This is a genomic window from Nonomuraea sp. NPDC049400, from assembly GCF_044466425.1.
Lineage (GTDB): Bacteria > Actinomycetota > Actinomycetes > Streptosporangiales > Streptosporangiaceae > Nonomuraea.
This window is the reverse complement of the sequence record NZ_JBITMP010000053.1, coordinates 1-27000: the sequence shown is the minus strand read 5'-3', so window position 1 is coordinate 27000 and position 27000 is coordinate 1. Positions and strand designations below refer to the sequence as shown.

Sequence of the window (27000 nt, the reverse complement as noted above, 5' to 3'; positions counted from 1 at the left end):
AATGATGGAGATCGTCCTGGCGGTCGTAGCCGCAGTGGCCGGCTCTGTCGCGGCCGAAGCCGGGAAGGGCGCCTGGCGGGCCCTGGCCGAGCTGCGGCGGCGACGGCGACGTGATGATTCCCAGGAGATCGCACAAGAGGCCGCAAAGCACCTCGAAACGTACGACTCGGTCGCGCGGCCGCATTCCCTGCCCGCCGATATCGCCTCCTTCACGGGGCGGAAAGACGCATGGCGGCAGTTGACGGATCTGGTGGGGGACGGCGACATCGCTGCTGTCACCGCAATCGACGGCATGGCCGGGATCGGCAAGACCACATTCGCCGTGCACGCCGCGCACCGGCTCGCCGAGCGCTTCCCCGACGGGCGGCTGTTCGTGCGCCTGCACGGCCACACCCCCGGTCAGCGGCCGGTCGAGCCGGCGGACGCGCTGGCCGCCCTGCTGGAGGGCGTCGGCGTGCCCTCGGGGCGGATCCCCGTCGATCTGGAGGCGCGGGCCGCGCTGTGGCGGGACCGGATGTCCGGCAAGAGAGCGATCGTGCTGCTGGACGACGCCGCAGGCAGCACGCAGGTACGGCCCCTGCTGCCCGGCACGCCCGGGACGCTCGTCCTGGTCACGAGCCGCCGGCGGCTTACCGCGTTGCCAGACGCGGTCGTGGTCTCCCTGGACGTGCTGTCGCCCGGCGAGGCCGCCCGGCTGTTCGTCCGGTTGAGCGGCCGGGCCGGTCTGGACTGCGGGGACGGCGCGGTGGCCGAAGCGGTGGCGGCGTGCGGGTTCCTGCCACTGGCGATCAGCCTGGCGGCGGGGCAGTTCAAACACCGCCCGAGCTGGGACGCGGCTGACCTCGTCGAGGAGTTGACCTCGCCGGCCGGGGACCTGTCCGGCTTGCGCGCCGAGAACGTATCGGTCTCCGCCGCCTTCGACCTGTCCTACCGCAATCTGCCGCCGGCCCAGCGCGGCTTGTTCCGCCGGCTCGGCCTGCATTTCGGCCAGGACATCGACGCCTACGCCGCCGCCGCGCTCGCCGGCACGGACCTGCCCGTCACGCGGCGCCGCCTGGCGGAGATGTTCGACTATCACCTGCTCAACGAGCCCGCCAGGGGCCGCTACCGTTTCCACGACCTCATCCGGCGGCACGCCCGCTCTCTGGCCGCCGCCGACGACACCGCCCAGAGCGAGGCGGCCCTGGTCCGGCTGCTGGACCACTACCTGCACACCGTGCGCGCCGCCGATCGTCATCTCAACCAGGGGCTGCCGGCGGGCGTCCCTGAGGCGGTCACCGCCCAGCCGCCTCACCTGCCGGAGCTGGACACCTGGGCGGCGGCCGTCGCCTGGATGGAGGCGGAACGGGCCAACCTTTACGCAGCCACCGCGTACGCCGCCGAGCACGGCAGGCCCGAGCACGCCGTCGGGATCCCCTCCGCGATGCTGGGGTTCCTGCGGGTACGCGGCCACTGGCACGACGCGCTCGCGCTCTACCGGATCGCGCTGCAGGCGGCCTGCCGCATCGGCGACCCCCGCATCGAGGCCAGCGTGCTCAACGACCTCGGCGTGCTGCACTTTTGGACGGGGGACCGTCCGGCCGCCACCGCCCATCTCACCCGGGCGCTGGACCTGTACCGGGGTGCGGGCGATCGGCTCGGCGAGGCCAACGTGCTGACGAACCTGGGTCCGCTGCAGGAGGGTGAGCGGGCGGCTGACGGGCTCACGCGCGCTCTGGAGACGCATCGGGCGTCCGGCAACCGGGTGGGGGAGGCCGACACGCTCATCGCCCTCGGCGTGGCGCGGCACCGGTCCGGTGACCACGCGCGGGCGGTGGCGGACCTGACCCTTGCCATGAGGCTGCACGGCGAGATCGGCAACCGTCTGCGCGAGGCCAGCGCCCTGCACACTCTCGGCCACGTCCAGCAGCGGACCGGCGATCACCGGACCGCCATGGCCAGCCTGGTACGGGCTCGCGAGATGTACTGCGAGCTCGGCGATCCGCTCGGGGAGGCGCACGCCTCGACGGCGATCAGCGACTTGCACCGGGAGCTGGGCGACAACGAGGCGGCCCTGGCCGACTACGACCGGGCGCGGAAGCTGTTCGAGCGGATCGGCCACCCCAAGGCGGGCCGGATGACGCGGACAGGCACGATGACGAGCGGCCCCACCCGGAATCCTCAGGCAGGGCCGCGGAAAAGCGCACGACAACGGGTGGCCCCGCCTGGAGATCCGGGCAAGGGCGGATAGTGGGGTCGCGGCGGCTATCGAGGTCCCCTGGGGATATGGATGCCGGCGGCGCGGAGTTTGCTCTCGACGAGCGCGACCCCCCGGGCCGTGGCCGATCCCTGCTCTTCGCCGTAGTGGGCGATCAGATGGTACCGGGCCGCGGCGTCGGTGCGGGCTTGCAGGCCGGTCACGATCTTCAGGTGTGCGGGGTTGGCGAGGAAGTGGTCGGCAATGGCAGTGGCGAGTTCGGCCAGGCGCGGGTCGTCCGGCTCCCATGCTGTGGCTTCGATTGCGCGCTTGCTCAACGCGACGAAGCGGGGGTCGTCGAGGGCGTGCCCGACATTGGTCAGGAAGTCGTCGAAGCCCTCCGGGACCAGGGCCCTGGCCAGCACCCAGCCCTCCCTGGTGGCCGCCACCTCGTCCGCGGGGAGGCCGAGGCCGGACAGCCGCTCCAGCAGCGCCACAGCACGGTCGGGCAGCAGAGCCCGGTCACCGTCGGCGAGCCGGCGCAGCGTGTCACGCCGCGCGATCAGCTCCTCGATCCGTTCGGTGAGCTGCCGCTCGACGTCGGCGAGCGCGGCGGCGAACAGCGCGGCGTCGGCGTCGATCAGGGGCCGGATCTCGGTCAGCGGCACCCCGGCGGCGGCCAGCGTCCGGACCTGCACCAGCCGCAACAGCTCGGCTGATCCGTACCGCCGGTAGCCGGAGCTGTCGCGTTCCGGCTCCTTCACCAGGCCAAGCTTGTGGTAGTGCCGCACCGTCTTCACCGTGACGCCGACGAATGCCGCCGCCTGCCCGATTGTGACTCCGTTCCTCATGTGCTCAGCCTGCCTTGTGCTCGAGCTCGGCGACTAGGCAGACCACAGCCGAGCAGGTGGCGGGCCACGCCGAGCGCATCGCCCCGGTTCGCGTTCTGCCTGATGCACGACCGGAAGGGGTCGCCTCTCAAGGCGTACGGGTCACAGGTGTTCAGTCCGCCGGCTGAGCCGGATCGGCCTGCTCGCCGCAGAACACCTCGTTGACGAGCCTCTGCTGGGCCTTCTGCACCACTGGCGCTATGGACAGGTCGGCGTCGTCCACCCAGTTCAGTACGGCGGTCAGGGTCTTGCTGCCGTCGGGCGTGCTGTACATCAGCGTCATGGAGCCGATCGTGCCGCCGTTATGGGTGATGACGGTGCCGCAGTCCGTTTTCTGTACGAACACTCCCAGCCCGTAGTCCATGTTCGGGAGGCCCGTGGCGTGCGGGGTGCACATCTCGGCCAGCAGTGGGGCCGGCAGGAGCTTGCCGCCTACCAGCGCGGAGATGAACGTGTGCAAATCCTGGCTGGTCGAGATCATGTCACCGCCGGTGGAGACCCAGGAGGGGTTGTGGCGGGTGACGTCGATCGTCTTCTGCCGACCGGCTTCCTCGTAGCGGTAGTAGACGTGGGCATGCGGCTCAGGGATCTCCGGCGAGGCGTCCGGCACCACCGTACCCGACAGCCCGAGCGGCCCCAGGATCCGGTGCCGCATCTCCTCGGCCAGCGAGCGGCCGGTGACCTTCTCGATCAGCAGCCGGGCCAGCACGTAGTTGGTGTTGGAATAGCTCCAGCCCGTTCCCGGCTCGAACCGGGCCGGCTTGGACAGCGCCAGTCGTACCAGCTCCTCGGGCCGGTAGGTGTGGAACCGGTTGTCCACCCACTCCTTGCCCGTGGTGCCGTAGGGCACGGGGATCCCGTGCACGATCGACCCGTCGTCGTATACCTCGCCGACGAAGTTGAACAGCCCGCTGGTGTGCTGCAACAGCATCCGCACCGTGATCCGCCGGTCCAGCCCGAACTCGGGCAGGTAGTCATCCGCCGGGGCGTCCAGCTCGATCTTGCCCTCGGCCACCAGCTGCAGCACCAGGGTCGCGGTGAAGGTCTTGGTGTTGCTGCCGATCCGGGCATGCCCGTTGACCGGCGGCTTCGCGGTCCCGCCCAGCTCGGCCACCCCGGCACTGCCGACCCACTCGCCTTGCTCATCGTGCACGCGCAGCGACACCCCGAGGAAACCGGAATCGACGATCTCCTCGATCGCCTTCTGCAGCTCCGGGCGATCCTGCCCGGCAGCGGCCGCCGGCGCAGCCCCGCTGTCCGCAGCGGCCGCCCCGGCGGCGTCGAGAGCGGCGGTGATCTTGCGGGCCATCTCGGCCGTGGTGGTGCTGGGCTTGTCCTGATGGGCCTGGGCGGCTTCGATGGCGAGGAGGACGGTGCTGCGGAAGTTGCCGGCTTCTGCCGGAGCTTGCTTGCCGAGCAGCTTCATGGCTGCGGTCAGGGCCGGCAGCACTCGGTCGGCGAGTTCGGCGACGGTCTTGCCGTTCAGCTCGATGTCCTTGGCGTTCGCGGCGAGCACGTGCCCGACCAGACCGGTCGCCGACGTCAGGGCGATGGAGGCACTCGTGGCGGCCTTGTGGGGGGAGCCGGTGGCGGCGGCCACCAGCGACACCGCGCCGTACGCGGCGGTCCGCAGGGTGCTCTTGTCCTGGCCGGAAAGGGTGATGGACATGGAGGTTTGCTCCTTCAAATCTGTTATGTCCGGTCGGCGTCGTGCCGCTGCGCCGAGCTTCCACCCTGACCCAAGGTCAACCTCAACCGTGATCTAGCTCACAGCTCCCGGCCTCTTGGTCGTGTGCACCAATCAGCCGTGGCGGCCGGCTGTCCGCGCTCGCCTGCGGGACCGGTCCCGGCACGGCGCCGCTACCGTGCCGATATGCCGCCATTCGCTCTCGATCGGCGTCCTACGGGCGGGCGCTCGCGCCGAAAAGCCGGACTTGTGCTCGTACTTGCCGTGAGCCTGCTCAGCGCCGGGTGTTCGAGCGGGCAGGCCGGTCCGCGGCCATCGTCCCCCCATCCAACATCCTCGCCCTCCGCCCCCGCCTCGCCCTCCGCCCCCGCCTCGTCCTCCGCCTCCGCCTCCGCCTCTCCCTCCGCCTCCGCCTCCGCCTCCGCCTCCGCCTCCGCCTCTCCCTCCGCCTCCGCCTCCGCCTCCGCCTCCGCCTCTCCCTCCGCCCCCGCGCAGCCGAGGAAGTACACCCAAGCGCAGTTGGCGGCGCGGCCGTGCCTCGCTCTCGACGAGCGCGACCTCGCGGCTCTCGGAATCAGCGGCCCGGGGGAGCAGGAGTCCGGCAAGCACGGGGCGTCGTGCTCGTGGAATTTGGCGGGCCAGAACGTCAGCCTCGCACTGGATCTACCACTGTCCTACGCGCGGACCATGACCAAGAACGGGCGCGTCTCGCAGGTGCCGGTCGGCCTGCACAAGGCTGTGCAGGCCGAGTTTCAGGGGATCTGCTTCATCTTCGTCGCGGTGGACGATGTCGATCGCTTGATCGGCACGACGACCATTCCGGACCGCGGGGTGTCGCAGGATGCAACGTGTCCCGCGGGGGCGTCGGTCGCCGCTGCCGCCCTGACCCATATCCGATGACGTCTCAGCTCGCACGTGGTCTGCGGCGCATTGTTCGCAGGTGCAGAAGTGGCTCGCTGAACGATCCCGTCGGCGCTGAGCTGGCGGGTGACTGCGCAGCGACCGTCGAGCGGCCGGGCGGGAGCGAAGGAGGACGCGGGTGAACGGAACGGGTGGACGGGGGCGGTACGAACGCCCAGCCGTCGGCCAGCGGGCGCTGACCGGCACAGGTCGGTGCGGGCGTGAGGCTCGTGGTTCGCGCACACGTCCAGGCACACGGCGCAGCTACGATGCGCACACGACTGCATACGGGGGTTGGCGCGGCCGTACCACGGTGGCGATATCGGCGGCGGCGTTGGCCGTCGCGCTGTTCGCCGCGGGATGCTCCGCACAGGACAACGCGTCTTCGGAGGCTCCTGCTGACGCCTCGGCCGGCCCCACACAATCCGCGCCCAGCACGGTCTCCCTGTCCGTCACCTCCGAGGAGCTGCGGGGCGCCGACCCTTGCAAGCTGATCGACGAGAATGTGCTGGCGGAGTTCGGGAAGGTCAAGTACGACAAGGGGATCAGCTACGGCCAGTGCGACATCGTGCTCGACGGACCGGACGACGAGTCCGTCTCGGTCTTCGTGGACCTGCAGGCCGGACCGAGCGAGGGGGCCGCGGGCGATCCCGCACCGACGCCCGTGCTACGGGACGGCGTCACCGTCTACGAGAGCGAGGGCATCGGCGAGCTCTCCGGCGACAAGAACTGCACGCGGGACGTGGTGGTGCGGGAACGGATCGCGACGGTCGCGATCGGCGTCTTCGGCGACGAGGCGGGCTCTCGCGCCTGCCGGATCGCCGACACCGCCGCCGGTGACGTCATCCGCCTGCTCAGGTCCGGCGACCTTCCCTCCGCCCGCCACGCCCCGGACTCGCTGGCCAACCAGGACGCGTGCGAGCTGGTCAAAAAGAGCGAGGCGGCGCGCGTCCCGGACATCGACCCTGGCGAGCGGCACGCCGAGTTCACCGGCCAGAGCTGCACCTGGGGCGGCAAGAGCATCGACGAACCGCACCTGTACGTCCTCTTCCAGCACCTCGACGACGCGCTGGAGGGACGCCCGCTCACGGTCGGCGGACGCCCCGCGGCGGTGAACTACCGCCCCGCCGACGAGAACAGCAATCTGCTCGGGCCCAGCCTGCCGAGCTGCGCGGTCGACGTCGAGTACGGCAAGGCCGGGCCGACCGCCAAGGGCCGTACCGAGGTGGTCTCGGTTGGAGTCACCGGCGACTCGTCGAGACAGAAGCTGTGCTCCCTCGCCCAGAAGCTGGCCCCCAAGGCCCTCGCCCGCCTCCCCGAGCCGTAGGCGCGCGCCGCACTAGGGGGCTGAAGCCGTCACGGGCGATGCGAACCTCTTCCCCGCGCCCAGCTCGGCGCGGGCCTGGGTTGACCCGCCGGGCCGACGTCAGGAGCCGGTCCACGGCGGCAGGCTGGGGCGGTGACCACAACGTTCGCCGGGGTAGCGACACACTGGGTATGGTCCACGATCAGCCCCCAGGCAGAACGGCCGGCCCTGAGCCGGCCCCGCGCGGCTCATCGGTGGTCGTCCGTCGTGGGCACGTGCTGAGTGGGGCAGGCGGCCGCGCTCGCGGTCAGGGCCTGCTGTTCGGCGGCGCCGATGGACAGCTGCCAGCGGATCTTGACCGCGGTCCACTTATAGGCCCGGTTGACGTAAAGGAAGTGCTCCGGTGAGAGGCCGGGGGCACGATTCATGAAAGCGGTTTGCAAGATTAGCCGCCCATAATTCGCTTATGCCGTCGATAACTGAGCTCAGAGCAGGGGATCCGGCTGGTCTCGGGGGCTACGAGATCCGGGGGCGGTTGGGAGAGGGCGCTCAGGGCGTCGTCTATCTAGGCGTGGATGAGCAGGGGAGACGGGCGGCCGTCAAATGGCTGCGGCCCGAGCTGGCCGGTGACGGGGCAGCGGCGGAGCGGTTCGCCGGCGAGGTGTCGGCGGCTCGGCGGGTGGCTCCGTTCTGCACCGCGAAGGTGCTGGACACCGGCGTGCACCAGGACCGTCCGTACATCGTCAGCGAGTACGTCGACGGGCCGACGCTCCAGCGCGCGGTGCGCGAGGAGGGGGCCCGCACCGGGCCCGCGCTGCACCGGCTGGCCATCGGCACCGCCACCGCGCTCGCGGCGATCCACCAGGCCGGCATCGTCCACCGCGACTTCAACCCCGGCAACGTGCTGCTGGGCAGCGAAGGGCCCCGGGTGATCGGGTTCGGCATCACCACCGCGCTCGACGCCACCTCCAGCGTGACCGTGCCCGTGAGCGGCTCGTTGTCCCTGGCGCCTGAACAGCTTCTCGGCGATCCCGTCGGGCCGGCGGCCGACATGTTCGCCTGGGCGAGCACGATCGTCTTCGCGGCCGGCGGGAGGGGGCCGTTCCAGGCCGATACGGTGCCCGCGACCGTGGAGCGGGTGCTGAACGGCGAGCCGGACCTGGCCCGGCTTCCGGGTTTCCTGCGGGAGTTGGCCGCGGCCTGCCTGTCGAAGGATCCCGCCCGCCGCCCGACGGCCGAGCAGGTGATCCACCGTCTCCTGGAGCATCCGGCCCCGATCCCCGACGGACTCCACCAGGCGGCCGCCACGGTCGGCGGCATCCCCGCGGCCACGGCTCCTGCGGCGACGGCTCCTGCGGCCACGACTCCGGCGGGTGGTGCGTCTCCGGCGGGTGGGGCGCCTTCTGTTGGTGGCGCGCCTTCGGTGGGAAGCGGACCTCAGTGGCAACCGCCCGGCGGCGATCAGCTCTCCGGATCCGGCCCGCAACCGTGGCACGGCCAGCCCTCTGGCCCCGGCTCAGGCCCCCAGCCGTGGCCCGGCCAGCCGCCGTACCCTCAGCCGCCAAACCTCCAGTACCGCCCGACGGCAGGCGACCAGCCGCCGCCTCCCACCGGGCGGCCGGTCTTCGAGCCTCCCGCCCCCTTCCAGCAGCCGGGGACCCCACCCTGGACCATTCCGTACGGCCCCCCGCCCCCACCCCCGTCCAACAGGAAGAACTGGTTGATCGGCGGCGCGATCGCGGGCGTGGCGCTGGTGACGGCCATCGCCATCGTCGTGGTCACCGTCATCATGCCGTCCAAGAAGCAGGGAGCACTCCCCACACCCGTTCCCGCCACCACCACGACCTCCCCGAGCTCCACCGCGTCCCCGGTCCCGACCGCGAACCTCACCCCGATCAGGCTCCCCGGCACCGCCGCCACGTTCTACGAGAGCCCGGACGACTCGGTCAGGCTCACGACGTACACGGTCAGGGACGCCAAGACCAAGGAATGGGTGTACTACGCCCGAGAGTCCCTGACGGGAGCGTTCACGAAGTATCAGGACCAGTGGGAGGCCATGCTCTCGCCCGACGGCCGCTACCTCGCCCAGCGCGGCAAGACCTTCATCGACCGCTACGACACCGTGGAGTTCACCGACAAGACGACGGGCGAGAAGTTCTCGGTCAGGACTACGAAGCAGCCGCTCAGCGCGTACATCCAGGCCTGGTCGCGCGACAGCACCCGCCTGCTGCTCAACGTCGGCAACCCGGTCAAGGACGTCTGGCAGTCGACCGGCTTCGCCATCCTGGACGTGGCCGCCAGGAAGGCCACGATCGCCTCCCTCAGGGAGGGCTCGCTGAAGGACATCAGGTACGGCTTCGACGGCGCGGACACCGGCGTGGTCGCCATGTCGAACGACACCGGCCAGCAGGCCCTGCGTTTCTTCAACCCCGACGGCACGCGCGTCCGCCGCATCCCGAACGTGGGCGCCGGCATAGCCGACGCGCTGTTCACCCCGTCGGGCAGGCTGTTCGTCACCGACTGCCCGGGCCTGAACAGCGGCAACAACTGCGTGTACGACGCGCAGACCGGCGCCGAGGTCAAGCGGATCGAATCGCCCTGCAACGGTCTGGCCACCTGGTTCGACGACGATCATCTGGTCTGCTGGGTGAGCCCGGACGGCACGGGCGACCGGCAGCAGATCCAGGTGATCGACTTCACCGGCGAGATGGTGCGCCTGCTGGCCGAGGTCCCGGTCGGGGCCGCCGACCTCAGCGTCGTCTACACGTATCGGAGCTAGCGCACCCGCCCGCGCGGCTTCAGCCGGGTGCCCGGCAGGACGGGCGCGGGGAGCGGCGCCCCGTCGAACCCCTCGACGGAGCCGAACCCCTCGCCCTCCATCCAGTCCTTCCTGAACGCGGCGATCTCCTCGTGGGAGCGGCCCACGAAGTTCCACCACATGACGATCTCCTCGCCGAACGGCTCCCCGCCGATCAGCAGCACCCGCCCGCGCCCCGACAGCCGCAGCCCGGACCGCCCCGGCGGCAGGTACGTCAGCGACCCGGGCGACACCTGCTCGACCGCGCCGTCGAGCAGCAGCAGCCCATGCTCGAACCCGGGTGAGAGCGGCATCTCGCACGCGCCGTCGACCGCGATCTCGGCCCCCACCAGCGGGCTGAAGGCGGTGGCGGGGGAGGAGACCCCGCCCAGCGACCCCATGATCACGGTCGCCTCGAAACCTGGCCTCGCCAGCGTGGGCAGCACCGGATGGTGCTCGAACGCGGGCCCGGTGTGCCGGTGCTCGCCGGGCAGCGCCACCCACAGCTGCACCCCGTGCAGCACCGTCTCCGGCGACTCCTCCGAATGCGAGATGCCGCGACCGGCGGTCATGAGGTTGAGCTGCCCGGGGCGTACCTCCTGCAGGGTGCCCAGGCTGTCGCGGTGCAGCACCTCGCCAGCGACCAGCCAGCTGACGGTCTGCAGGCCGGTGTGCGGGTGCGGCGGCACCCGCATCGTGGCCCGCTCCGGCCCGTAGGCGTCCACGAAGCACCACGCACCGATCATGCGCCGGTGCGCGCCCGGCAGAGTCCTGCTCACGGTCATCGCGCGCGGCCCGCCCAGCGGCACCGCCCGCCCGACCAGCACCTCGCCGGCGGCCTCCACGTCGGGGCCCGCGTCGTCGCCGCAGCGGATCTCCTGCGGGTCAAGCTCCAGGTTGCTCACCCGAAGACTGTACGGGGCGTCCTCGCCCTTCGCCCAGGCCGCCCCCGCCACGCCCGCCCGACCGCCCGAGCGGGTGACCGGCCGAGCGGGTGACCCGGCGACAGGTCTCCCGCTCAAACCAGGTCAGTGGGAGTCGCGGCGACAGGCCGCCCGCTCGAAGCGGGTCAGCTGAGGGTCTCCCACCAGCCCTCCACCGCCTGGGCGTCGGAGGTCTCGACGGCCTCGCCGGGCCGGGGTACGACGATCTTGACGTCCCGGGCCTTGGCCTCCCGCCACAGCCGTTCCACCGGCTCCGCCCACGGGTGCAGCGCCAGCGTGAACGTCGCCCAGTGGACGGGCAGCAGCAGCTGACCGCCCAGGTCGAGGTGGGCGTTGACGGCCTCCTCCGGGTTCATGTGGATGTCCGGCCAGGCGGGGCTGTAGGCGCCGATCGGCATCAGCGTCAGGTCGAACGGCCCGTGCGCCGACCCGATCCCGCGATAGCCCTCGAAATAGCCGGAGTCGCCCGCGTAGAAGACCCGTTTGTTCGCCCCCGCCACCACCCAGGACCCCCACAACGTGTCATTGCGGGTGAGGGCCCGGCCGGAGAAGTGCCGGGCCGCCGTGGCGACGAAGCGCAGCCCCGCCACCTGGGCCTCCTCCTCCCAGTCGAGCTCGATGATCCGGTACGCCGGCACGCCCCACCGCTCGAGGTGCGCCCCGATGCCCAGCGGCACCAGGAACGGGGCCTTCTGCGTCCTGAGCAGGGAGCGCACGGTCGCCAGGTCGAGGTGGTCGTAGTGGTCGTGCGAGATGACGACCGCGTCGATCACGGGCAGCTCGCCGATCTCGATGGGCACCGGGTGGTGCCGCTTGGGGCCGACGAGCTGCGACGGGGAGGGCCGCTTGCTCCACACCGGGTCGAACAGCACCCGCTTGCCCTCGATCTCCACCAGCGTGGAGGCGTGGCCGTACCAGACCGCGCGGACGCCCTCGGCAGGTGGCGGATCGGACGGCGGGACGCGCAGCGGCACGATGCCGCCGGGGCGGCGCTGCTCCTTGTTCCTGGCCATTTCGCCGAGCAGACCGGCGGGCGGCGTGGTCATCAGGTTGGTCGGCTCCGGCATCGGGTTGAAGAACGTGCCGTCCCTGAACTGCGGCGAACGCCGCATCCTCGCCACCCGGTCCGGCCCCGAGGCCAGAGGCCGCACGCCCAGCTCGGCGGGGACCTCGCGCAACGCCCAGCCCGCCGCGGCCAGGGTCACGCCACCCACGAGGATCCGCCGTGCCGTCCGCATTCCTGCCATCGCCCACACTCCCCTGGAAAGTCTGTCCATCCCGCCCAACCGAACGGGATTCCCCTGTGTTCCCGGCTATACGATATATCGCGATAGGTCAGACCGCGCTGATTGTCCCCGCCGTTTGTTGCTCCCGGCGTCGGGCGATAGCCACGTCACCAGAGCGGCGACCTGTTCCGGTCCGATGAACCTACCGGTCGTCGCTCCCGCACCCGACGGCAGCCCCTGCCGGCGACCGCGCGTTCCGGGGGGTAGCCAAGGTAAGCCGAGGCAGGTCAGCCGCTCGAGCAGGCTGGTGATCCCGGCGTCGGCGTCCTGGCGGTCGCGAGAGCGGTGCGGGTTGGCCCGCATGCGCACATTGGTGATCTTGCCTACGTCGTGTACGGCGAACCCAGACGGCACGAACTGGAGGAAGGCGCGGGCGTCGTGGGGGTGTCAGATCGTAGGCAGGCCGCACGGTGACCGCTTGGTAGTCGTCGCAGCGATGTTCGGCACGCATCCGCGCGCGTTCGGCGTCGGCGCGGGAGGGGTCCCGGTCATCGTTGGGATGATGAATGCCATGACGGCTTTGCGCGCCGGCTGGCGGAATGGATGCTCCTCCTCCCCAGAAGAAGGAGTTCCCCCGGTCCGGTAGAAGGAGAGTCGAACAGGCACTCGTTGCGGTCCTTGGACTGTTGGCCGCCTCGTGTGCGGCATCAGGCAGATGGACGCGCTCGCTGGCGCCGGTCGCCGCCACCGTGCTGCTGGCTGCCGCCTGCTCCTCTGACGAGCCGCACACGCTCACCTTCGATGTCACGGGCGAAGGGAGTTTCGCCATCACGTACGTCATCAACGGCCGTTCCACGACCGAGCCCCAGGTGAGGCCTCCCTGGCGGAAGGACATCACCCTCGCTGAACAGGGCGAGGACACCTGGAGCCTTTCCATACGGCGCCTGGGCGCCGGCTCGGTGAGTGCCGTTGCCTACGTCGACGGCCGACTCATCACCAGCACCGCAGGCTCAGGAACCAGCGGCGGCGGCACCAGCAGCCTCAGCGGCTCCGTCGGCTGAACCACCCTCCCGAACCCACTGGACGCTGACGTCCCTGACAGGCACTTGGCCCAGATACGCCCAGAACCCACATTGAGTGCGTTTCGCCAGGCGGGCGCGGCCAGAATGCGTGGTGATGACGCTCCGCCTCAGCAGTCGCGCCATGGGCGTGATGATCAACGGCCGGTAGCATGCCCAGGGTGGGGAGAGGGCCTGGACAGGGGACGGCATTCGCCCGCCTGCCGTCCGAGCGACGGCCGAACCCCTGGTCGTATGCACTCTTGAGCTGGGCAGATGAGAGTCGGCGGTAAGGCTGGCAAGGTGATTGCATACGCCGGGTCTCGAAGGAGTCGAAGGTACGGCCGGCCGTCGTCCGGCGGCTCCTGGTCACCACGGTGGCGCTCGGCCTGGTGTCGTGGGGCTGATGCTGTTGCGCCCGTCAACGACGCCGTCCTCGGCGACCTGCTGCGTGTAGCGGGCACGACGGTCGATTGCTCCTACCGCGGCGTTCCCGGCGCCCATCCGGACGCCGTCGCACCATGCCACCGTGTCCCACTCCCCGCCGGGACGTCCCAGAGTCTGGGAGCACTTCGAATCCACTTCCGAAATTACGAACATGATCGACTGATGGCTGGTTGACCAGAATTGGAACCCTTCCTGACTCTTGCTCTGAGGTGGCCCTATAACCGGTTGCGCGTCGGCCTGGGTATGCCGCCAGAATTGGCGCGTGAGCGCGCCCGCCGATCTGGAGTTCCTGGCCCGGTTGCTGGCAGTGTGGGGCTTCCCCCCGGGCACGACGATCATCCGAGCCGAGCAGGGGACCAACAACCAGACGTTCCTGCTTCGCCAGGGAGGCCTCCGATGTGTGCTCCGGGTCAGCCAGACCCTGTCCGCCGCGCAGGTGGGCGCCGAGCACCGGCTCTTGCGGTGGCTACGGCAGGCCGGACTTCCCTTCCAGGTGCCTGAGCCAGTCGCCGCCCCCAGCGGGGACACGGTGATCGAGACTGCGGCCGGGCCCGCCACCGTCTGCCGGTGGATCCCCGGCGCGCGGCCCGACCTCACGGGCCAGACGGCACTCGAGCGCTTCGGCCGGGCGGCCGGGCTGCTCGGCGAGGTCATGCTGGGCGTGCCGCCAGAAGACGGGCTGGGGGACTGGCGCGGTAATCCTCTGGCGCACCCCGCCGTGCCGCACGTCGGTGCCCTTTGCCGTCAGCTACGCGCCGCCGGGATCAGCGCGGAGCGGGCCGCCCGCCTCGACGCCGTGGCTCGCCGAGTCGGGCAGGAGTGGCCCGCGGGCGGCGGCGCGCTGCCGACCCAGGTCATCCACGGTGACCTGGCGGTCTCGAACGTGCTGGTCGACGAGGACACCGGGGAGGTGAGCGGGCTGCTTGACTTCGAGTTCGCCGGGGTCGGCTTCCTGGTTCAGGACATGATCGCGGCGCTGTTCTACAGCGGGGCCCTGGAGACGCGCGACTGGCAGCTCCGTACGGCGGCCTTCCTCCGCGGGTACGCCTCGGTCCGCCCGCTGGACGCAGCCGAGGCCCACGCGCTGCCCCAACTGCTCCTCGCCCGGGCCGTCGGCAGCGCCCTGTCGCGGGCGGGCCGCTGGCTGAACGGGAAGGCACAGCTCAGCGAGGTCGTCGACCGGATCCGCAAGCTGGAGGACACGACCCGCTGGCTCGACGCCAACGGCGGAAAGCTCCGGTCACTCGCGGCCGCCGGCGGGCGCGGGTGACTCGGCTGGCGCGAGCCCCATGGCCCGCCCGCGCCCTGCGCCACCTGCTGACCGCAGGCGGTCATCGGCCCGCTTGAGCTGACGGTCGGCTCCGGACGCCGGCGGGAGGCAGGTCACGGTGGGATGGCGGCGGGCAGGGTCGCGAGCGGCATTCCTTGGGGTTCCGGGTTCCGGCCGGTCATCCGCCGGCGGCGTGTCACCGCGCGTTTTCGGAGTCTTCCGCGGCCCCGCCCGTGATGAGGGCGTCGCCGAGCTCCGAACGCAGATAAAGAACCGAGCGGCCGTGGCGTGCGCTGGTGAGCAGGCCGACGTCGCGCAGAGCTCGCAGGTGCTGGTTGACGGCCGAGGTGGTGACGCCCAGGCGGCCGGCGAGCTCTGTCGACGACGCCGGCGTCTCCAGCGCCGTAAGCAGGCCCGCGCGGGTCGCGCCGAGTAGTTCGGTGAGCGCTGCGGGGGAACGGCGGGACTCCGCCTGCCAGAGCGTTCCGGCGCCGCGCGTGCCGTACATGATCAGAGGTGGCTCTTCCGGCGAGATCGGGGCGGTCACACCCCTGCTGAAGAGCGTCGGCACCAGGGTGAGCCCTTCTCCGCCGGTGGACCGGCGGTAGCCGGTGTTGCTGACCAGGCGAACGCGTACGACGCCCTCGTCCAGGTGGACCCGCTCGTTGAGGTCGGCGAACATCGCCGCCAGACCATGCGCGGAGATGACCTGTCCGCGGTAGATGATGTCGGCCTGCAGGACCGTCCGCATCCGCGGCCACCACGGCGCGAAGCAGGTGCGCCAGTACGTCCGCAGCGCCTCCGTGATGCGCGCGCGAACGGTTGCCGGCTCGCCCCGCAACGGTGCGGGCAGCCGCCCGGGATGGAGGGCGCGCAGGTCGTCGAGCATGCGTTCCAGGGGCACGCGCGCGACGGCGGCGAGTTCGTCGTCGATCCGGGTGAGGGGAGCGTGCGGCCGGGGTGTCAGATAGTCGGGCGACCACAGCGCGTCGTTCGTGAGGGCGTGCAGCAGGGGCAGGTCAAGCCTGGATCGAACGTGCTCCGTGCGCCGCAGCCAGGGCAGGTGCACGGGAAAACGTCCGGGGTCACGGAACGTGCGCAGTGACAGTGTGAGCTCGTTGATCGGCGAGGCGGCGAAGCGCACATCGGCGACGTCCATCCCCGCGAGCTCGTACGCGATGACCCCGCCGCTCCGGACAGCGACCATGTAGCCATACGCTACATCATTCGTTTCCATGCCCGAGGTGCGAGAGAAACGGGGCGTGATCCGAACCTTCTTCCCCGAGGACCGTGTCGGCCGCTCGCTGACTCTCAGCACGATGGCGTTCGCGCTGTCCAGCGGCGTCTTCTACACCGTCAGCACGCTGTACTTCACCCTTGTCATCGGGCTCGGTGCGACGACGGTGGGCCTGGGGCTGGGCATCGCGGGCGGCGCCGGTGTGCTGGCCTCGTACGCGTCGGGGTGGCTCGCCGACCGGGTCGGCGCGCATCGCGTTCAGACGGTGGCGACGCTCCTCAACGGCCTGGCGATGCTCGCCTACACGCTCGCTTCGGATGCCGTCGTGTTCACCCTGGTCGCCTGCCTGGCCGCGCTGATGCGCTCGGCGAGCGGTACGTCGAAGCAGGCGATGCTGGCACGGTGGTACACCGGCCCGGAACGGGTGGTGGTCCGGGCGCGGATGCGCGTGGTCACGAACGTCTTCATCGGCCTGGGCACCCTGGCCGCCGCCGCGGCGCTCCTGACGGGCACCGCCGTGGCGTACCAGGCCGCGATGATCGCCTCCGGAGTCCTGCTGCTGGCGGCCACAGTGCCGCTGGCACGGCTCGGATCCCGGGTGCCGGAGCTTCCGGCCCGGATGGTCGCCTCGGCGGAAGGCCAGGCGGCCGACACCCCCGCGGGGGGACGGTCACCGCTCAAGGACCGCACGTATCTGGCGAGCGTGGCGTGCAACGCCGTCGTGGCCGTGCACTTCGGCCTGCTGACCGTCGGCGTACCTCTCTGGGTCGCCTCCACCGGCGCCCCCACCGCCATCGTGTCCGTGCTGCTCGTCCTCAACACCGTGGTCGTGGCCGTACTCCAGGTGCGTGTCTCGCGTGGCGTCCACGACGTGCGTCGCGCCGGGATCGCCGTCCGGCGCGCGTCGTGGTTGCTCGCGCTCGCATGCGGGCTGTACGCGCTGGCGGGCTACGGAAACATGATCACCGCCTGTGTCCTGCTTCTCCTGGCGGGGCTCGCCCACGCCTTCGGCGAGATCCTGGGCGAGGCGGGCGGCTGGGGCATGGCCTTCGAACTGGCCGACCAGCGCAACGCGGGTGCCTACCAGGGCCTCAGCCAGACCGGCTACGCGATCGCCGCCATGGTCTCACCGGTGCTCGTCACCGCCACCGCCATCGAACACGAAACCGTGGGCTGGCTCGCGCTGGCCGCACTGTTCGTCGCCGGCGGCACCGGCGCCGCGGCGGTCGCCCGAAGGTATCGCCCCAGAGCAACGTCCGTCCCAGAGGCACCCGTACCGGCTGGTGCCGGCGCGAAGGCGCGCTGAGACGGGATGCCTTTACTTGCTGGTGAGCTTGCGGGTATCTCGAGGCTGCGTCTCGCGACTTCCGCTGCGCGGTTTACCGGGGCACCGGGCTCCCATGTCGTCGTCGATCTTCACTTCCGCGGGTGCCGGATAGGATCCGGGAGTTTGAGCGAGCCGCGGTCCCGGGACGAGAGTGCCGCGGCCCGTGAGTGTGGCGAGCGCATCCGCGAGACCGTCAGAGGTGGCATCACATGACGCAGCAGGGGACCATCGCGATAGAGCGCATGGACGGGTCAGCCGCGGCGCAGGCCGAGGACGCGTTCAGGCTGATCTATGCCGAAGCGTTCGCCGAGCCTCCCTACAACGAGACCGAGGACGACGTCGCCGCCGCCTTCCGCCGTTTCCCCTCCCAGGCCCGCAAGCACGCCTTCCGCGCTGCCCTGGCCCGTACCGAGGACGGCGAGCCGGTCGGCATGGCGTACGGCTACCCGCTTGCCCCCGACACCGGCTGGTGGGACGAACTGACCGAGCCGGTGCCCGACGACATGCGACGGGAGGACGGACACCGCACCTTCGGGCTGATGGAACTCGCCGTGCGCGGACCGTGGCGCGGGCAGGGCATCGCGCGGCGTCTGCACGAGACGCTGCTCGACGGCATCGAGGCGGAGCGGGTGTTGTTGAACGTCCACCCGGACAGCAAGGCAGCGTCGGCTGCCTACCGGGCGTGGGGATACCGCAAGATCGGCGAGGCGCGGCCATGGGGGACAGGCGCGGACCTCCATGACGTGATGCTGCTCGACCTGCACTGAAAGCAGCCCAACCGCCGATACGACTTCGACATCACCAGCCCTTGGCTGCACCCCTGCCGGGGTCATCGCCGCCGATCCTCGTTTTCACCCGCTGTGCGGTCAGGGAAGGGCCAAGGGTTGGGGCGGCAGCGGCCCAGCGACTTCGACTGCTGGGTCATGACGGGGGCCAGGCGCCCGGGTCCCGGGCAGGAGCGGTGCTCGTGGCCCAGGCTGTGGCCGACCTCGTGGCTGATCAGATAGTTCCGGTACGCGGCCAGGTCGCCGCCGTACTGCGGGACGCCCTTGGCCCAGCGCCGGGCGTTGATGATCGAGCGCTCGCCGTTCCAGCAGGACAGTTCGCCACCCGTGCGGAGGGGACGGCACTGGCGGACGGTGAGCCCAGGGCTCGACAGGGCGACCCGAACGTGCACCGGGCCGTGGTCGACGCGCTCGAAACGCGCCCAGCCGCGCGGGTCGTTGAGCGTGCGGTGCACCTGGGCGGCGAACGCGTCCGGATCGAACGGCAGGCCGAGCTCCACCTCGACCAGGTACCGCACCACCTCCCCGCGTCCCCGCCTGGGCGGCGCGCCGCCGAGCACGACCTCGTAGACGCCCGCGGCCTCGTACGGGACCTTCACCTCCTCGGCCGGCCGCTTGACGGGATGCTTCCTGGGCGCGAGGGGAGGCTTCGGGGGCACGGTCGGCAGGGAAGGCAGGGGAGGCGGCGGCGGGGGCGGCGGGAGCGGCGGGAGCGGCGCGGTGGCGCAGGACACCAGCAGGAGCAGCATCAACAGTGCGAGCAGCGGCAACGCGGCCTCCCCACGGGCTCATGGTGGGGAGGATTCCGATGTTACGTGCACGCTTGTCGCGCCTTTCCGACAGGGGCGGCTCAGGCGGGGGCGTAGGGCGTGATGTCGATGGGCGGCTCCTCGCCGAGGGCGAGCGCGGCGGCGATCTCGCCGGTGAACGGGCCCGCCGTCAGCCCGTACGCGCTCAGGCCCGTCGCCACCACCACGCGTCCGGCCAGCCGGCCGATGAGGGCCCGGCCGGGGGCGTACACGGGACGCAGGCCGACCCTGGCCTCGGTCACCGTCGCCGCGAACAGCCCGGGCGCCACCCGCAGCCCCGCCCTGATCACCTCGTCGAGCCCGCCCATGGTGACGCGCGGCGCGAACCCCACGTCCTCCACGGTCGCGCCGATGACGACGCGCGAGTTCGGGAAGCCCAGCAGGTACGGGCCGACCCTCGGCAGCACCATCGGCCACCACGCGGTGTCGACGCCCTCCATGGTGACGTGCAGGATCTGCCCCCGCCGGGGGAAGACCGGGAGCTCCACGCCCAGGGGCCGGCACACCTGGCCGGTCCACGCCCCGGCGGCCACGATCACGCCGTCGGCCTCGAGCCGCACGCCCTCGTCGGCGAACCGGGGAGCTCCCGTGGACGTGGGTCCCTGCGGCGCCGCGGGCGCCAGCGGCGCGCCCTGTCGCCAGGACCGGCCCTGGCCCGCGGGTTCTCCCGGGGCGGCCTCAGGGGGCGGGGGTGCGGCCGGGGCGGTCTCCGTGACGGCCTCGCGGGCCAGGGCGTGCAGGTAGACCTCGCCGTCCGGGGTGAGGGTGGCGGCGCCCGTACGCACCTCCGCGCCGTGAGCCACGGCGGCGCGCAGCAGCGCGTCGCGCACCGAGCAGCCGTCCACCCGGGCGGCGCCCGGCACGAGCAGCGCACTCAGATTGTCGGACAGCGGCGGGAACAACTCGGAGGGGGTGTCCACGTCGATGACCTCCCCCATCTCCGGCGCGCCGGGATAGCGGCGGCGCAGCAGGCCGCGCACCGGCTCCAGATCGGCCGGGTCCTCGGCCACCAGCAGGGCGCCCACCTTGGCGTACCCGATGTCCTCGCCCAGCGCCTCCACCAGCCCGGGGTAGTGGCGGGCGCCCTCGCGGGTGAGCCGGTACCAGTCGTCGTCCTCCGGATGGTCCACCCAGGGACACACGATGCCCGCCCCCGCCTGGGTCGCCTCGCCCCGGTACCCGCCGTCCACCACGGTCACCGCCGCCCCGCGCAGGCTGAGGTAGTAGGCCGCGCTCGCCCCGACGATGCCGCTCCCGATGACCACAACACGCATGCGTACAATGATCGCAGCCTCGCTGACCTCGTCTGATGCCGGGATCCCTCCGCAGCAGGGCACCCCTGTATGCCACCTGGATTTCCGGCGGTTATGGTCGGCGCATGGACGTCGCCGTCACGAGGATCGAGCTGCCGAGCCCAGTCCGGGCGGCCGCGTCGGACGGCACCTCGGTCTGGTGCGCGGGGGCCGGCGGGGTGCGTGCGTACACGACGTCCGGCACGCCGCTGGACGCCGGGGAAGAGGCCGGCGAGCTGCCGGAGTTACGGTCGCTGGCGGCGGTGCCGGGCACGGTGTCCGGCACGGCGGGCGTGCCCGGGGCGCTGGCGGGGACCGTCGTGATGCCCAGGACGTTCGCCACGGCACCGCCCGTGGACTCCTTGCCGCAGGGCTCCCTGGCGGGGGCCTCGGCCGACCGGGTGTACTGGCTCGACCAGTGCGGCGTGCCGGTCGCCAGCGCGCGCTTCAAGGGCAGGGTGCTCGCGGGCGGCGGCGAGATCTGGGCGGTCGGTGCCGGCCAGGCCCGCAGACTCATCGAGCCCGGCCACCTCGGCGAGCCGGTGGCGTTACCCGGCCTGGACCTGTGCGCGGTCGAGGGCGAGCGCCTGTGGTGGACGTCGAAACGCGACACCCTGCTGCGCGGCGGCCCCAGGGAGGTGGACCTGGGCACGCGCGAGCGCGGCGGCATGATCGTGTGCGCGGGCTCCCTGTGGATCAGCGTGGCGGGCGGGCTGCTGCGGGTCTCCGCCTGGTCGGGGGAGCCCCGGCGGTTCGTGGGCGCTCCCGCGGGCCCGGTGCCGTTCCTGGCCTGCGCGAACGGTGTGCTGGCCGGCGGGGGACGTGACCTGTTCGCGCTCGCCCCAGCGGCCGGCGCCGCCGTCCGCATGATCCAGCTGGGGCTCAAGGCGCCGCTCGCGCTGATGATCGCGGCCGGCAAGCACGTCTGGGCCTTCCCCGCGGGCCGCCCCCAGGCCCTGATCGTGCCGATGTGAGTGCCCGTGTGAGTGCCGTGCGACCCGACGGCACCGACCGCGGCTCACATTCGCGGCGCGGCACCATCGATCTGGCGATCGGAGCGGGCGGCTGGCTGGGCCGTACCCGGCCTTCCCCGCTCTCGAAACATCGGATGGGCTTCCCACGATCTCCACTGAAGAGATCCCATCTCCGTTCCAGGAAAGGGCTCATCATGCGCAGAACGACGACGGCCACGCTGCTGTTGGCCGCCCTGCTGGTCTGGCCGGGCCAGACCGCCGCCGCGGGCTCCGTCGTCCACGAGGCGGAGGACGCGGTCATCATCAACGGCGTGGTGGAGAGCAACCACGCCGGCTATTCGGGCACCGGCTTCGTCAACAGCGCCAACGCGGTCGGCGCGGCGGTGGAGTTCACCGTGCAGGCCGACGCGGACGCAAACACCAATCTGGCCGTCAGGTACGCCAACGGCGCCACGGCCGCGCGCCCGGCCACCCTCACGGTCAACGGCGCCACCCACTCCACCCCCCAGTTCGCCCCCACCGGCGCGTGGACCACCTGGAACAACGAGACGGTCGCCGCCTCGCTCCAAGCCGGCGCCAACGTGGTGCGCCTCACCGCCACCACCGCGGCCGGCCTGGCCAACATCGACGCGCTCACCGTGGGCGTCGCCGGTGGCGGCTCGGGCCCGATCGCCGATCCCGTCCCGGAGAACCCGATCCAGGCCGACCTCGGCCTGGTGCTCACCGAGTACGCCCAGTTCCCCAAGTCCGACCCGGTGCCCACGCCCACCGACTCCCGGCTGCAGCGGCACGCCAGGATCAACCACCTCGGCCAGCTGGCCGACGGCCGCAGGTACGTGCCCGACCTCAACGGCACGCTTTACACGCTGCCGCCCGGCGGCGGCACCCCCAGTACGTACCTCAACGTCCGCGCGGCCGTCGGGTCGAACTTCTTCTCCGGCCGCGGCCTCGGCAGCGGCTTCGGCTTCGTGGCCTTCCACCCGGAGTTCGCGGCCAACGGCCGCTTCTACACCGTGCACAGCGAGGCGTTCCAGGCGCTGAACAACCAGCGCGCCGACTGGACGCAGTCGGGCGCGGTGGTGCAGAGCGTCGTGACGGAGTGGACGGCGAACAACCCGGCGGCGGCCACCTTCAGCGGCACCCGCAGGCAGCTGTTACGGCTCGGCTTCGGCACCTACATCCACGCCGTCCAGCAGATCGACTTCAATCCCAACGCCACGCCGGGCAGCCCCGACTACGGGCTGCTGTACATCGCGGTGGGCGACGGCGGCCGCGGCACGTCCAGCACCGTGCCGCAACAGCGCAACCAGCCCTTCGGCAAGATCCTGCGGATCGACCCGCGCGGCGCCAACAGCGCCAACGGCCGCTACGGCATCCCGGCGAGCAACCCGTTCGTGGGCCAGCAGGGCACCCTCGGCGAGATCTACGCCCTCGGCATGCGCGACCCGCACCGCTTCAGCTGGGACCGCGGCGGCACCGGCCGGATGTTCCTGGGCCACATCGGCGAGCACGACATCGAGGGTGTCTACGACGTCAGGGCCGGCGACAACCTCGGCTGGAGCGAGCGCGAGGGCGCCTTCGTCTTCAACCGGGACGAACCCTGCTACCTCTACCCGCTGCCCGCCGACGACGCCCGGTACGGCTACACCTACCCGGTCGCCGCCTACGACCACAACGGCCCGCCCGGCTGCACCGGCGACCTCGGCAGGGCCATCGCGGGCGGCTTCGTCTACCGGGGCGGCGCGCTGCCGGCCCTGCAGGGCAAGTACGTCTTCGGCGACCTCGTACAGGGCTGGATCTTCGCCACCGACGAGGCCGAGATGACCCGCGGGGGCACCGACCTGGCGCCGCTGTACCAGCTCAAGGTCCACAACGCGGCAGGCTCGCTGACCACCATGCAGGCCATGGCCGGGGACGCCCGGGTGGACCTGCGCATCGGCATGGACCGGACGGGTGACCTGTTCGTCCTGTCCAAGGCCAACGGAAAGATCTGGAAGGTCACCGGCACCCACTGACCACCGGGCCGGCAGGAGCGACTCGGCCGCGCGGACGCGCGCCCGCCCCCGGGCGCGCGTCCGCGCGATGCGAGGAACGAGGCACTAGGACGCCGCGGCGGCCCTGATGCGATCGGCCAGCGACGCCAGCGAAGCCAGCGGCAGCTCCCGATGGGTCCACGCCTGCCTGAGATCCTCGGGGGAGTAGCGGGGGAGCAGGTGAAGGTGGAAGTGGAACACGGTCTGCCAGGCCGTGGGGCCGGTGGCGTGCCAGATGTTCATCCCGCTCGGCTCCAGCGCGCGCCGGAGCACGGCGGCCGTGTGCACGGCGCCCTGCATCAGCAGGCCGGCGCGGTCGGGGCCGATGTCGGTCAGGTCACGGCAGTGCTGGCGGGGCACGACCAGGGTGTGGCCGCGGGTCGCCTGCGAAATGTCGAGGAAGGCGACCACGTGCTCGTCGGAGTAGACGATCTCCGCCGGAATCTGCCCGGCGACGATGCCGCAGAACGTACAGGTCCCGGCCATGGCCACCCCTCCTCGACTCGATCAAGCAGGAGCGTAGCGGGTGCCGGGACCAGATGAGCGGATGGGGCAGCCGGATCGTCCGTACCCGAGCCGGCTCACTCGACACTCGAACGGGCGGGGACCTGGGCGTCCAAGCGTTCGACGTTGGCCGTGGTCCTGTTGGCGGTGGCGACGATCCGCTTGGCGGTGGCGGAGATCCGGGGGGCTCTGCCCGCCGCCTGCATGCTCGTACGGGTGCTCTGGGCGCGGGCGGCCAGCCGCTGGGCGTTGGCGGCGATCCTGGCCGCTTCGGCGGCGATCCCCGGAGCGTACTGGCTGACGTCGGCGGGATCGAGAGCATCGATCCGGGAGATGAGCTCGGAGGCATCCGCAGTGACATCATTCGCGGCCGAAATCGAAGGGGACCTGGGGAACAACCTCCGGAGATCGTCGATCAGCTGCTGGATGTCCCGTTGCAGCCTCTGGAGGTCCTGGCTGATCCTCTTGAGATCTTTGATGATGTCGCGGATAGGGCCGGGAATCGGCGGATAGGGGGCCGCGGAGAGCGGGGCGATCGTCACCGGCCGCGGGACCGCCGCCATGGCGGCGCCGGACGACTCGAGCGTCAAGCCCGTTGCCATCATCAGCGCAAGGGGAATGAACGCGGTCTGCCTGCTGGTCATGATGAGCTCCGTGGTTGAAGGCGGGTCGGGTGTGCACTGCCGAGATCACGCGCAAGCGATCTCCAGCCGTTTTACACATCCGGCGATGGCCGGGGCCGGCCAGACTCGCGCCTTTGGGGTCCTGTTTGTCGACCGCTTTCGAAGCCACGGTGTGCGGGTGGCGATGGCGACCGCAGCTCGGGGCGTTGTGCCGGCTGTCGGTCACCCGGCAACTCGCGAGGCGTCCAGGCTGCCCCTTCGGGAGCGCGCTGCCGCATGTAGTGCCGGACCCCTGGTCGAAGGCGTTATGATCAAACAACACGCCTGCCACGAGGAACGATGTCGAGCATCAAAGAGGTCGCCCGGCTCGCCGGGGTCTCCGTGGGCACCGTGAGCAACGTGCTCAACCGGCCCGAGATGGTGGCCCCCGACACCCGGCTGCGGGTGCGGGCGGCGATCGCCAGGCTCGGCTATGTCCGCAACGGCTCCGCCCGGCAGTTGAGGGCCGGGCGCAGCCGCACCATCGGCGTGGTCGCGCTCGACCTGGCCAACCCGTTCTTCATCGACGTGCTGCGCGGCGTCGAGACGGCCGCGCACGACGCGGGCCTCACCGTGATGGTCTTCAACAGCAACAAGGACGCCGAGCGCGAGGCCGGGCTGCTGGAGACGTTCGAGGAGCAGCGCCCGCTGGGTGTTCTGATCACCCCGGTCAACGACCCTGGCGAGGAGGAGCGGCTGAGCCGGCTGGTCTCCCGCGGCATCCCGGTGGTGCGGTTCGACAGCTCCGCCCCGCACCAGCACGGCTGCGCCGTCGCGGTCGACGACATGCTCGGCGGGCGGCTGGCCGGGCGGCACCTGCTCGAGCGGGGGCATCGCCACATCGCCTTCGCCGGCGGGCCGTTCACCGTACGCCAGGTGCGGCAGCGGCACGACGGCCTGGCCGCCGTGCTGGGCCGGGCCGGGAAGCTGACCGTCATCCCGTTGCCCGACCTCACCGTCGCCACGGGCCGCGCGACCGGCCAGGAGATCGCCGCCCTGCCGCCCGCCGACCGGCCCACGGCGGTCTTCTGCGCCAACGACCTGGTCGCCATCGGGGTGCTGCAGGAGATGACCCAGCGCGGCCTGCGGGTGCCGGACGATCTGGCCATTCTCGGCTACGACGACATCGACTTCGCCGCCGCGGCCGCGGTGCCGCTGTCCTCCATCCGGCAGCCGCGTGAGCAGCTCGGCCACACGGCCGCGCTGATGCTGCTGGAGGAGGCCAACGAGCCGGACGCCCACGAGCACTGCCAGGTGATCTTCCAGCCCGACCTGGTGGCACGCGCCTCCACCCGCTGACCGCCGCCCCTCCTCAGGATTCCGACCCATGCATGGCGACCGGGTGATCGGTGCCGGTCGCCACGGCACGGGCTACCGGCCGGCGTCCCAGCCGTGGGTCTTCATGAGCCGGGCCGCCACCCGGGCGAACCGCTCCCCGTCGAGCACCGCGCCCTCGCGCCGGATGTCGTCCTCGTCCAGCACGAAGACCCGGTCCAGCCGCACGGACGACACCCGGCCGTCCCGGCCCCAGGCGCCGATCTCCAGCCAGTCGGGCCCGTCGTCGCCCTTGCTGGACAGCATCAGGCCCAGGAGCCTGCGCCCGGTCCGGCCCACGATCAGCAGGGGGCGGTCCTTGCCGCGTGCCGGGTCCTCCTCGTACGGCACCCAGGCCCAGACGATCTCCCCGGGGTCGGCCAGGCCGTCGAGGTCGGGGGAGTAGGCCAGGGTTGCAGGGCCGTTGAGCGAGTGGATCTCGCGTACCGCACCCCGGGCGGGCCGGGGATCCTCACCTAGATCGCGCATTGGGGGAGCCTACGGCGGCGCGCCGCCGAAATCCAGCCTGGCCCGGATCACACCACGCCCTCGAAGAACGCCTTGATGTCGGACGCCAGCGACTCGGGGGCCTCGAGCGCGGCGTAGTGGCCGCCGTCCGTGAACTCCGACCAGTGCACCACGTTGTGCGCCCGCTCGGCGTACCGCCTGACCGTGCTGTCCCCGGGGAAGACCGCCACGCCGGTCGGCGTCTTCCCCGGCGCGTCCGGCACCTCCCAGTCGCCGCCGCTCTCCCGGTAGATGCGGGTAGCTGACCCGGCCGTGCCGGTGAGCCAGAAAATGGTGACATTGGTGAGGATGTCGTCAGCGGGCACTCCGCCCACGTCCTGCCCCCAGGAGGCGAACGCGTCGAGGGCCCAGCCCAGCAGCCCGGCGGGGGAGTCCGCCAGGGCGTACGCCAGTGTCTGCGGTCTGGTGCCCTGGATGGCCGCGTACCCGGAGAACTCCCGCCGCCACCCCCGACCGGCCCCGCAACGCTCACCGCAACCCGCTGCTGGGCTACGGCTACCTGCACACCGCCCTCGACGACCACTCCCGGCTGGCCTACACCGAGATCCTTCCCGACGAGACCAAGGACACCGCGGCCGCCTTCTGGCAGCGCGCCCAGGCCTACTTCACTACCTGCGGCATCACCGTGCGCCGGGTCCTGACCGACAACCGCAACTGCTACCGCTCCCGCCTGCGGCGCGACACCCTGCACGCGGCCGGCATCACCCCCAAGCGCACCCACCCCTACCGGCCACAAACCAAAACGTTGGCTTCACACTGCACCCCTTCGGTTCGATTCGCTTGTTCCTGGTGTTTGTGCAGGTCGCCGGTCGGCGAGCTTGGGGAGTCCGTGAT

The 27000-nt window shown here is 71.5% G+C and carries 23 protein-coding genes and 1 pseudogene; 12 read left to right on the top strand and 12 right to left on the bottom strand.

Features of this window, described 5'->3' with window-relative positions; all coding sequences use genetic code 11:
- The first annotated feature begins 1 nt into the window (after position 1).
- A complete protein-coding gene (locus ACIBVN_RS48950) occupies positions 2-2230 on the top strand; it encodes an ATP-binding protein (RefSeq protein ID WP_397147748.1) in 2229 nt (742 codons plus the stop codon).
- 14 nt (positions 2231-2244) lie between these two features.
- Here ACIBVN_RS48950 and ACIBVN_RS48945 read toward each other — a convergent pair whose 3' ends face one another.
- On the bottom strand, positions 2245-3027 hold the full coding sequence (locus ACIBVN_RS48945; protein ID WP_397147746.1) for a MerR family transcriptional regulator: 783 nt from the start codon (positions 3025-3027) through the stop codon (positions 2245-2247).
- Between the two features lie 151 nt (positions 3028-3178).
- The gene (locus tag ACIBVN_RS48940) at positions 3179-4735 is read right to left on the bottom strand and encodes a serine hydrolase domain-containing protein (protein ID WP_397147745.1); all 1557 of its coding nucleotides are present in this window, start codon (positions 4733-4735) and stop codon (positions 3179-3181) included.
- 705 nt (positions 4736-5440) lie between these two features.
- Between ACIBVN_RS48940 and ACIBVN_RS48935 the strand changes: the two genes are divergently transcribed.
- Positions 5441-5653: a hypothetical protein gene (locus ACIBVN_RS48935; protein WP_397147743.1), complete on the top strand. Its 213-nt coding sequence runs from the start codon at positions 5441-5443 to the stop codon at positions 5651-5653.
- A gap of 313 nt (positions 5654-5966) precedes the next feature.
- The gene (locus ACIBVN_RS48930; RefSeq protein WP_397147741.1) at positions 5967-6980 is read left to right on the top strand and encodes a DUF3558 family protein; all 1014 of its coding nucleotides are present in this window, start codon (positions 5967-5969) and stop codon (positions 6978-6980) included.
- A gap of 227 nt (positions 6981-7207) precedes the next feature.
- Here ACIBVN_RS48930 and ACIBVN_RS48925 read toward each other — a convergent pair whose 3' ends face one another.
- Positions 7208-7387 (bottom strand): hypothetical protein, encoded by a 180-nt coding sequence (locus ACIBVN_RS48925; RefSeq protein WP_397147740.1) that lies wholly within the window; start codon positions 7385-7387, stop codon positions 7208-7210.
- A 38-nt stretch (positions 7388-7425) separates the two neighbouring features.
- On the opposite strand from ACIBVN_RS48925, the gene ACIBVN_RS48920 reads away from it, so the two are divergent.
- The gene (locus ACIBVN_RS48920; protein WP_397147738.1) at positions 7426-9738 is read left to right on the top strand and encodes a protein kinase; all 2313 of its coding nucleotides are present in this window, start codon (positions 7426-7428) and stop codon (positions 9736-9738) included.
- Here ACIBVN_RS48920 and ACIBVN_RS48915 read toward each other — a convergent pair.
- Both ACIBVN_RS48915 and ACIBVN_RS48910 read right to left on the bottom strand, forming a co-directional pair.
- Complete coding sequence (locus ACIBVN_RS48915) at positions 9735-10661, bottom strand: pirin family protein (RefSeq protein ID WP_397147737.1); 927 nt, start codon at positions 10659-10661, stop codon at positions 9735-9737. The genes ACIBVN_RS48920 and ACIBVN_RS48915 overlap by 4 nt on opposite strands.
- 164 nt (positions 10662-10825) lie before the next feature.
- Positions 10826-11947 (bottom strand): MBL fold metallo-hydrolase, encoded by a 1122-nt coding sequence (locus ACIBVN_RS48910; RefSeq protein WP_397147735.1) that lies wholly within the window; start codon positions 11945-11947, stop codon positions 10826-10828.
- Between the two features lie 665 nt (positions 11948-12612).
- On the opposite strand from ACIBVN_RS48910, the gene ACIBVN_RS48905 reads away from it, so the two are divergent.
- A complete protein-coding gene (locus tag ACIBVN_RS48905; RefSeq protein WP_397147733.1) occupies positions 12613-12987 on the top strand; it encodes a hypothetical protein in 375 nt (124 codons plus the stop codon).
- Positions 12988-13693: 706 nt separating this feature from the next.
- Positions 13694-14701, top strand: coding sequence for a phosphotransferase enzyme family protein (locus tag ACIBVN_RS48900; protein ID WP_397147732.1), 1008 nt, complete (start codon positions 13694-13696; stop codon positions 14699-14701).
- A 196-nt stretch (positions 14702-14897) separates the two neighbouring features.
- Here ACIBVN_RS48900 and ACIBVN_RS48895 read toward each other — a convergent pair whose 3' ends face one another.
- A complete protein-coding gene (locus ACIBVN_RS48895) occupies positions 14898-15908 on the bottom strand; it encodes a DUF5937 family protein (protein WP_397147730.1) in 1011 nt (336 codons plus the stop codon).
- 28 nt (positions 15909-15936) lie between these two features.
- Between ACIBVN_RS48895 and ACIBVN_RS48890 the strand changes: the two genes are divergently transcribed.
- Together ACIBVN_RS48890 and ACIBVN_RS48885 are read left to right on the top strand one after the other, a co-directional pair.
- Complete coding sequence (locus ACIBVN_RS48890) at positions 15937-17244, top strand: MFS transporter (RefSeq protein ID WP_397147729.1); 1308 nt, start codon at positions 15937-15939, stop codon at positions 17242-17244.
- A gap of 230 nt (positions 17245-17474) precedes the next feature.
- Positions 17475-18032, top strand: a complete 558-nt coding sequence (locus tag ACIBVN_RS48885) for a GNAT family N-acetyltransferase (RefSeq protein ID WP_397147727.1) — start codon at positions 17475-17477, stop codon at positions 18030-18032.
- Positions 18033-18094: 62 nt separating this feature from the next.
- On the opposite strand, the gene ACIBVN_RS48880 is transcribed toward ACIBVN_RS48885, so the two are convergent.
- Both ACIBVN_RS48880 and ACIBVN_RS48875 read right to left on the bottom strand, forming a co-directional pair.
- Entirely contained in the window at positions 18095-18820 is a 726-nt protein-coding gene (locus tag ACIBVN_RS48880) for a DUF3152 domain-containing protein (RefSeq protein ID WP_397147725.1), read from the bottom strand.
- Between the two features lie 80 nt (positions 18821-18900).
- Positions 18901-20133 (bottom strand): NAD(P)/FAD-dependent oxidoreductase, encoded by a 1233-nt coding sequence (locus ACIBVN_RS48875; RefSeq protein WP_397147724.1) that lies wholly within the window; start codon positions 20131-20133, stop codon positions 18901-18903.
- A gap of 104 nt (positions 20134-20237) precedes the next feature.
- Between ACIBVN_RS48875 and ACIBVN_RS48870 the strand changes: the two genes are divergently transcribed.
- Positions 20238-21125 carry a hypothetical protein gene (locus ACIBVN_RS48870; protein WP_397147722.1) on the top strand — a complete coding sequence of 296 codons (888 nt, stop codon included), beginning with the start codon at positions 20238-20240 and terminating at the stop codon, positions 21123-21125.
- Between the two features lie 194 nt (positions 21126-21319).
- The gene (locus tag ACIBVN_RS48865; protein ID WP_397147720.1) at positions 21320-23140 is read left to right on the top strand and encodes a PQQ-dependent sugar dehydrogenase; all 1821 of its coding nucleotides are present in this window, start codon (positions 21320-21322) and stop codon (positions 23138-23140) included.
- Between the two features lie 84 nt (positions 23141-23224).
- Here the strand turns inward: ACIBVN_RS48865 and ACIBVN_RS48860 are convergent, their stop codons facing one another.
- Together ACIBVN_RS48860 and ACIBVN_RS48855 are read right to left on the bottom strand one after the other, a co-directional pair.
- Positions 23225-23644 (bottom strand): HIT family protein, encoded by a 420-nt coding sequence (locus ACIBVN_RS48860; RefSeq protein ID WP_397147719.1) that lies wholly within the window; start codon positions 23642-23644, stop codon positions 23225-23227.
- A gap of 95 nt (positions 23645-23739) precedes the next feature.
- Positions 23740-24306 (bottom strand): hypothetical protein, encoded by a 567-nt coding sequence (locus ACIBVN_RS48855; protein WP_397147717.1) that lies wholly within the window; start codon positions 24304-24306, stop codon positions 23740-23742.
- 318 nt (positions 24307-24624) lie between these two features.
- Here ACIBVN_RS48855 and ACIBVN_RS48850 point away from each other — a divergent pair, with 318 nt between their 5' ends.
- Entirely contained in the window at positions 24625-25623 is a 999-nt protein-coding gene (locus ACIBVN_RS48850) for a LacI family DNA-binding transcriptional regulator (RefSeq protein ID WP_397147715.1), read from the top strand.
- A 72-nt stretch (positions 25624-25695) separates the two neighbouring features.
- Here the strand turns inward: ACIBVN_RS48850 and ACIBVN_RS48845 are convergent, their stop codons facing one another.
- Together ACIBVN_RS48845 and ACIBVN_RS48840 are read right to left on the bottom strand one after the other, a co-directional pair.
- A complete protein-coding gene (locus tag ACIBVN_RS48845; protein ID WP_397147713.1) occupies positions 25696-26127 on the bottom strand; it encodes a type II toxin-antitoxin system PemK/MazF family toxin in 432 nt (143 codons plus the stop codon).
- Positions 26128-26174: 47 nt separating this feature from the next.
- Positions 26175-26471: a hypothetical protein gene (locus ACIBVN_RS48840; RefSeq protein WP_397147711.1), complete on the bottom strand. Its 297-nt coding sequence runs from the start codon at positions 26469-26471 to the stop codon at positions 26175-26177.
- A 164-nt stretch (positions 26472-26635) separates the two neighbouring features.
- Between ACIBVN_RS48840 and ACIBVN_RS48835 the strand changes: the two are divergent.
- Positions 26636-26905, top strand: a pseudogene (locus ACIBVN_RS48835) (DDE-type integrase/transposase/recombinase); the annotation flags it as partial.
- Positions 26906-27000: the final 95 nt, after the last annotated feature.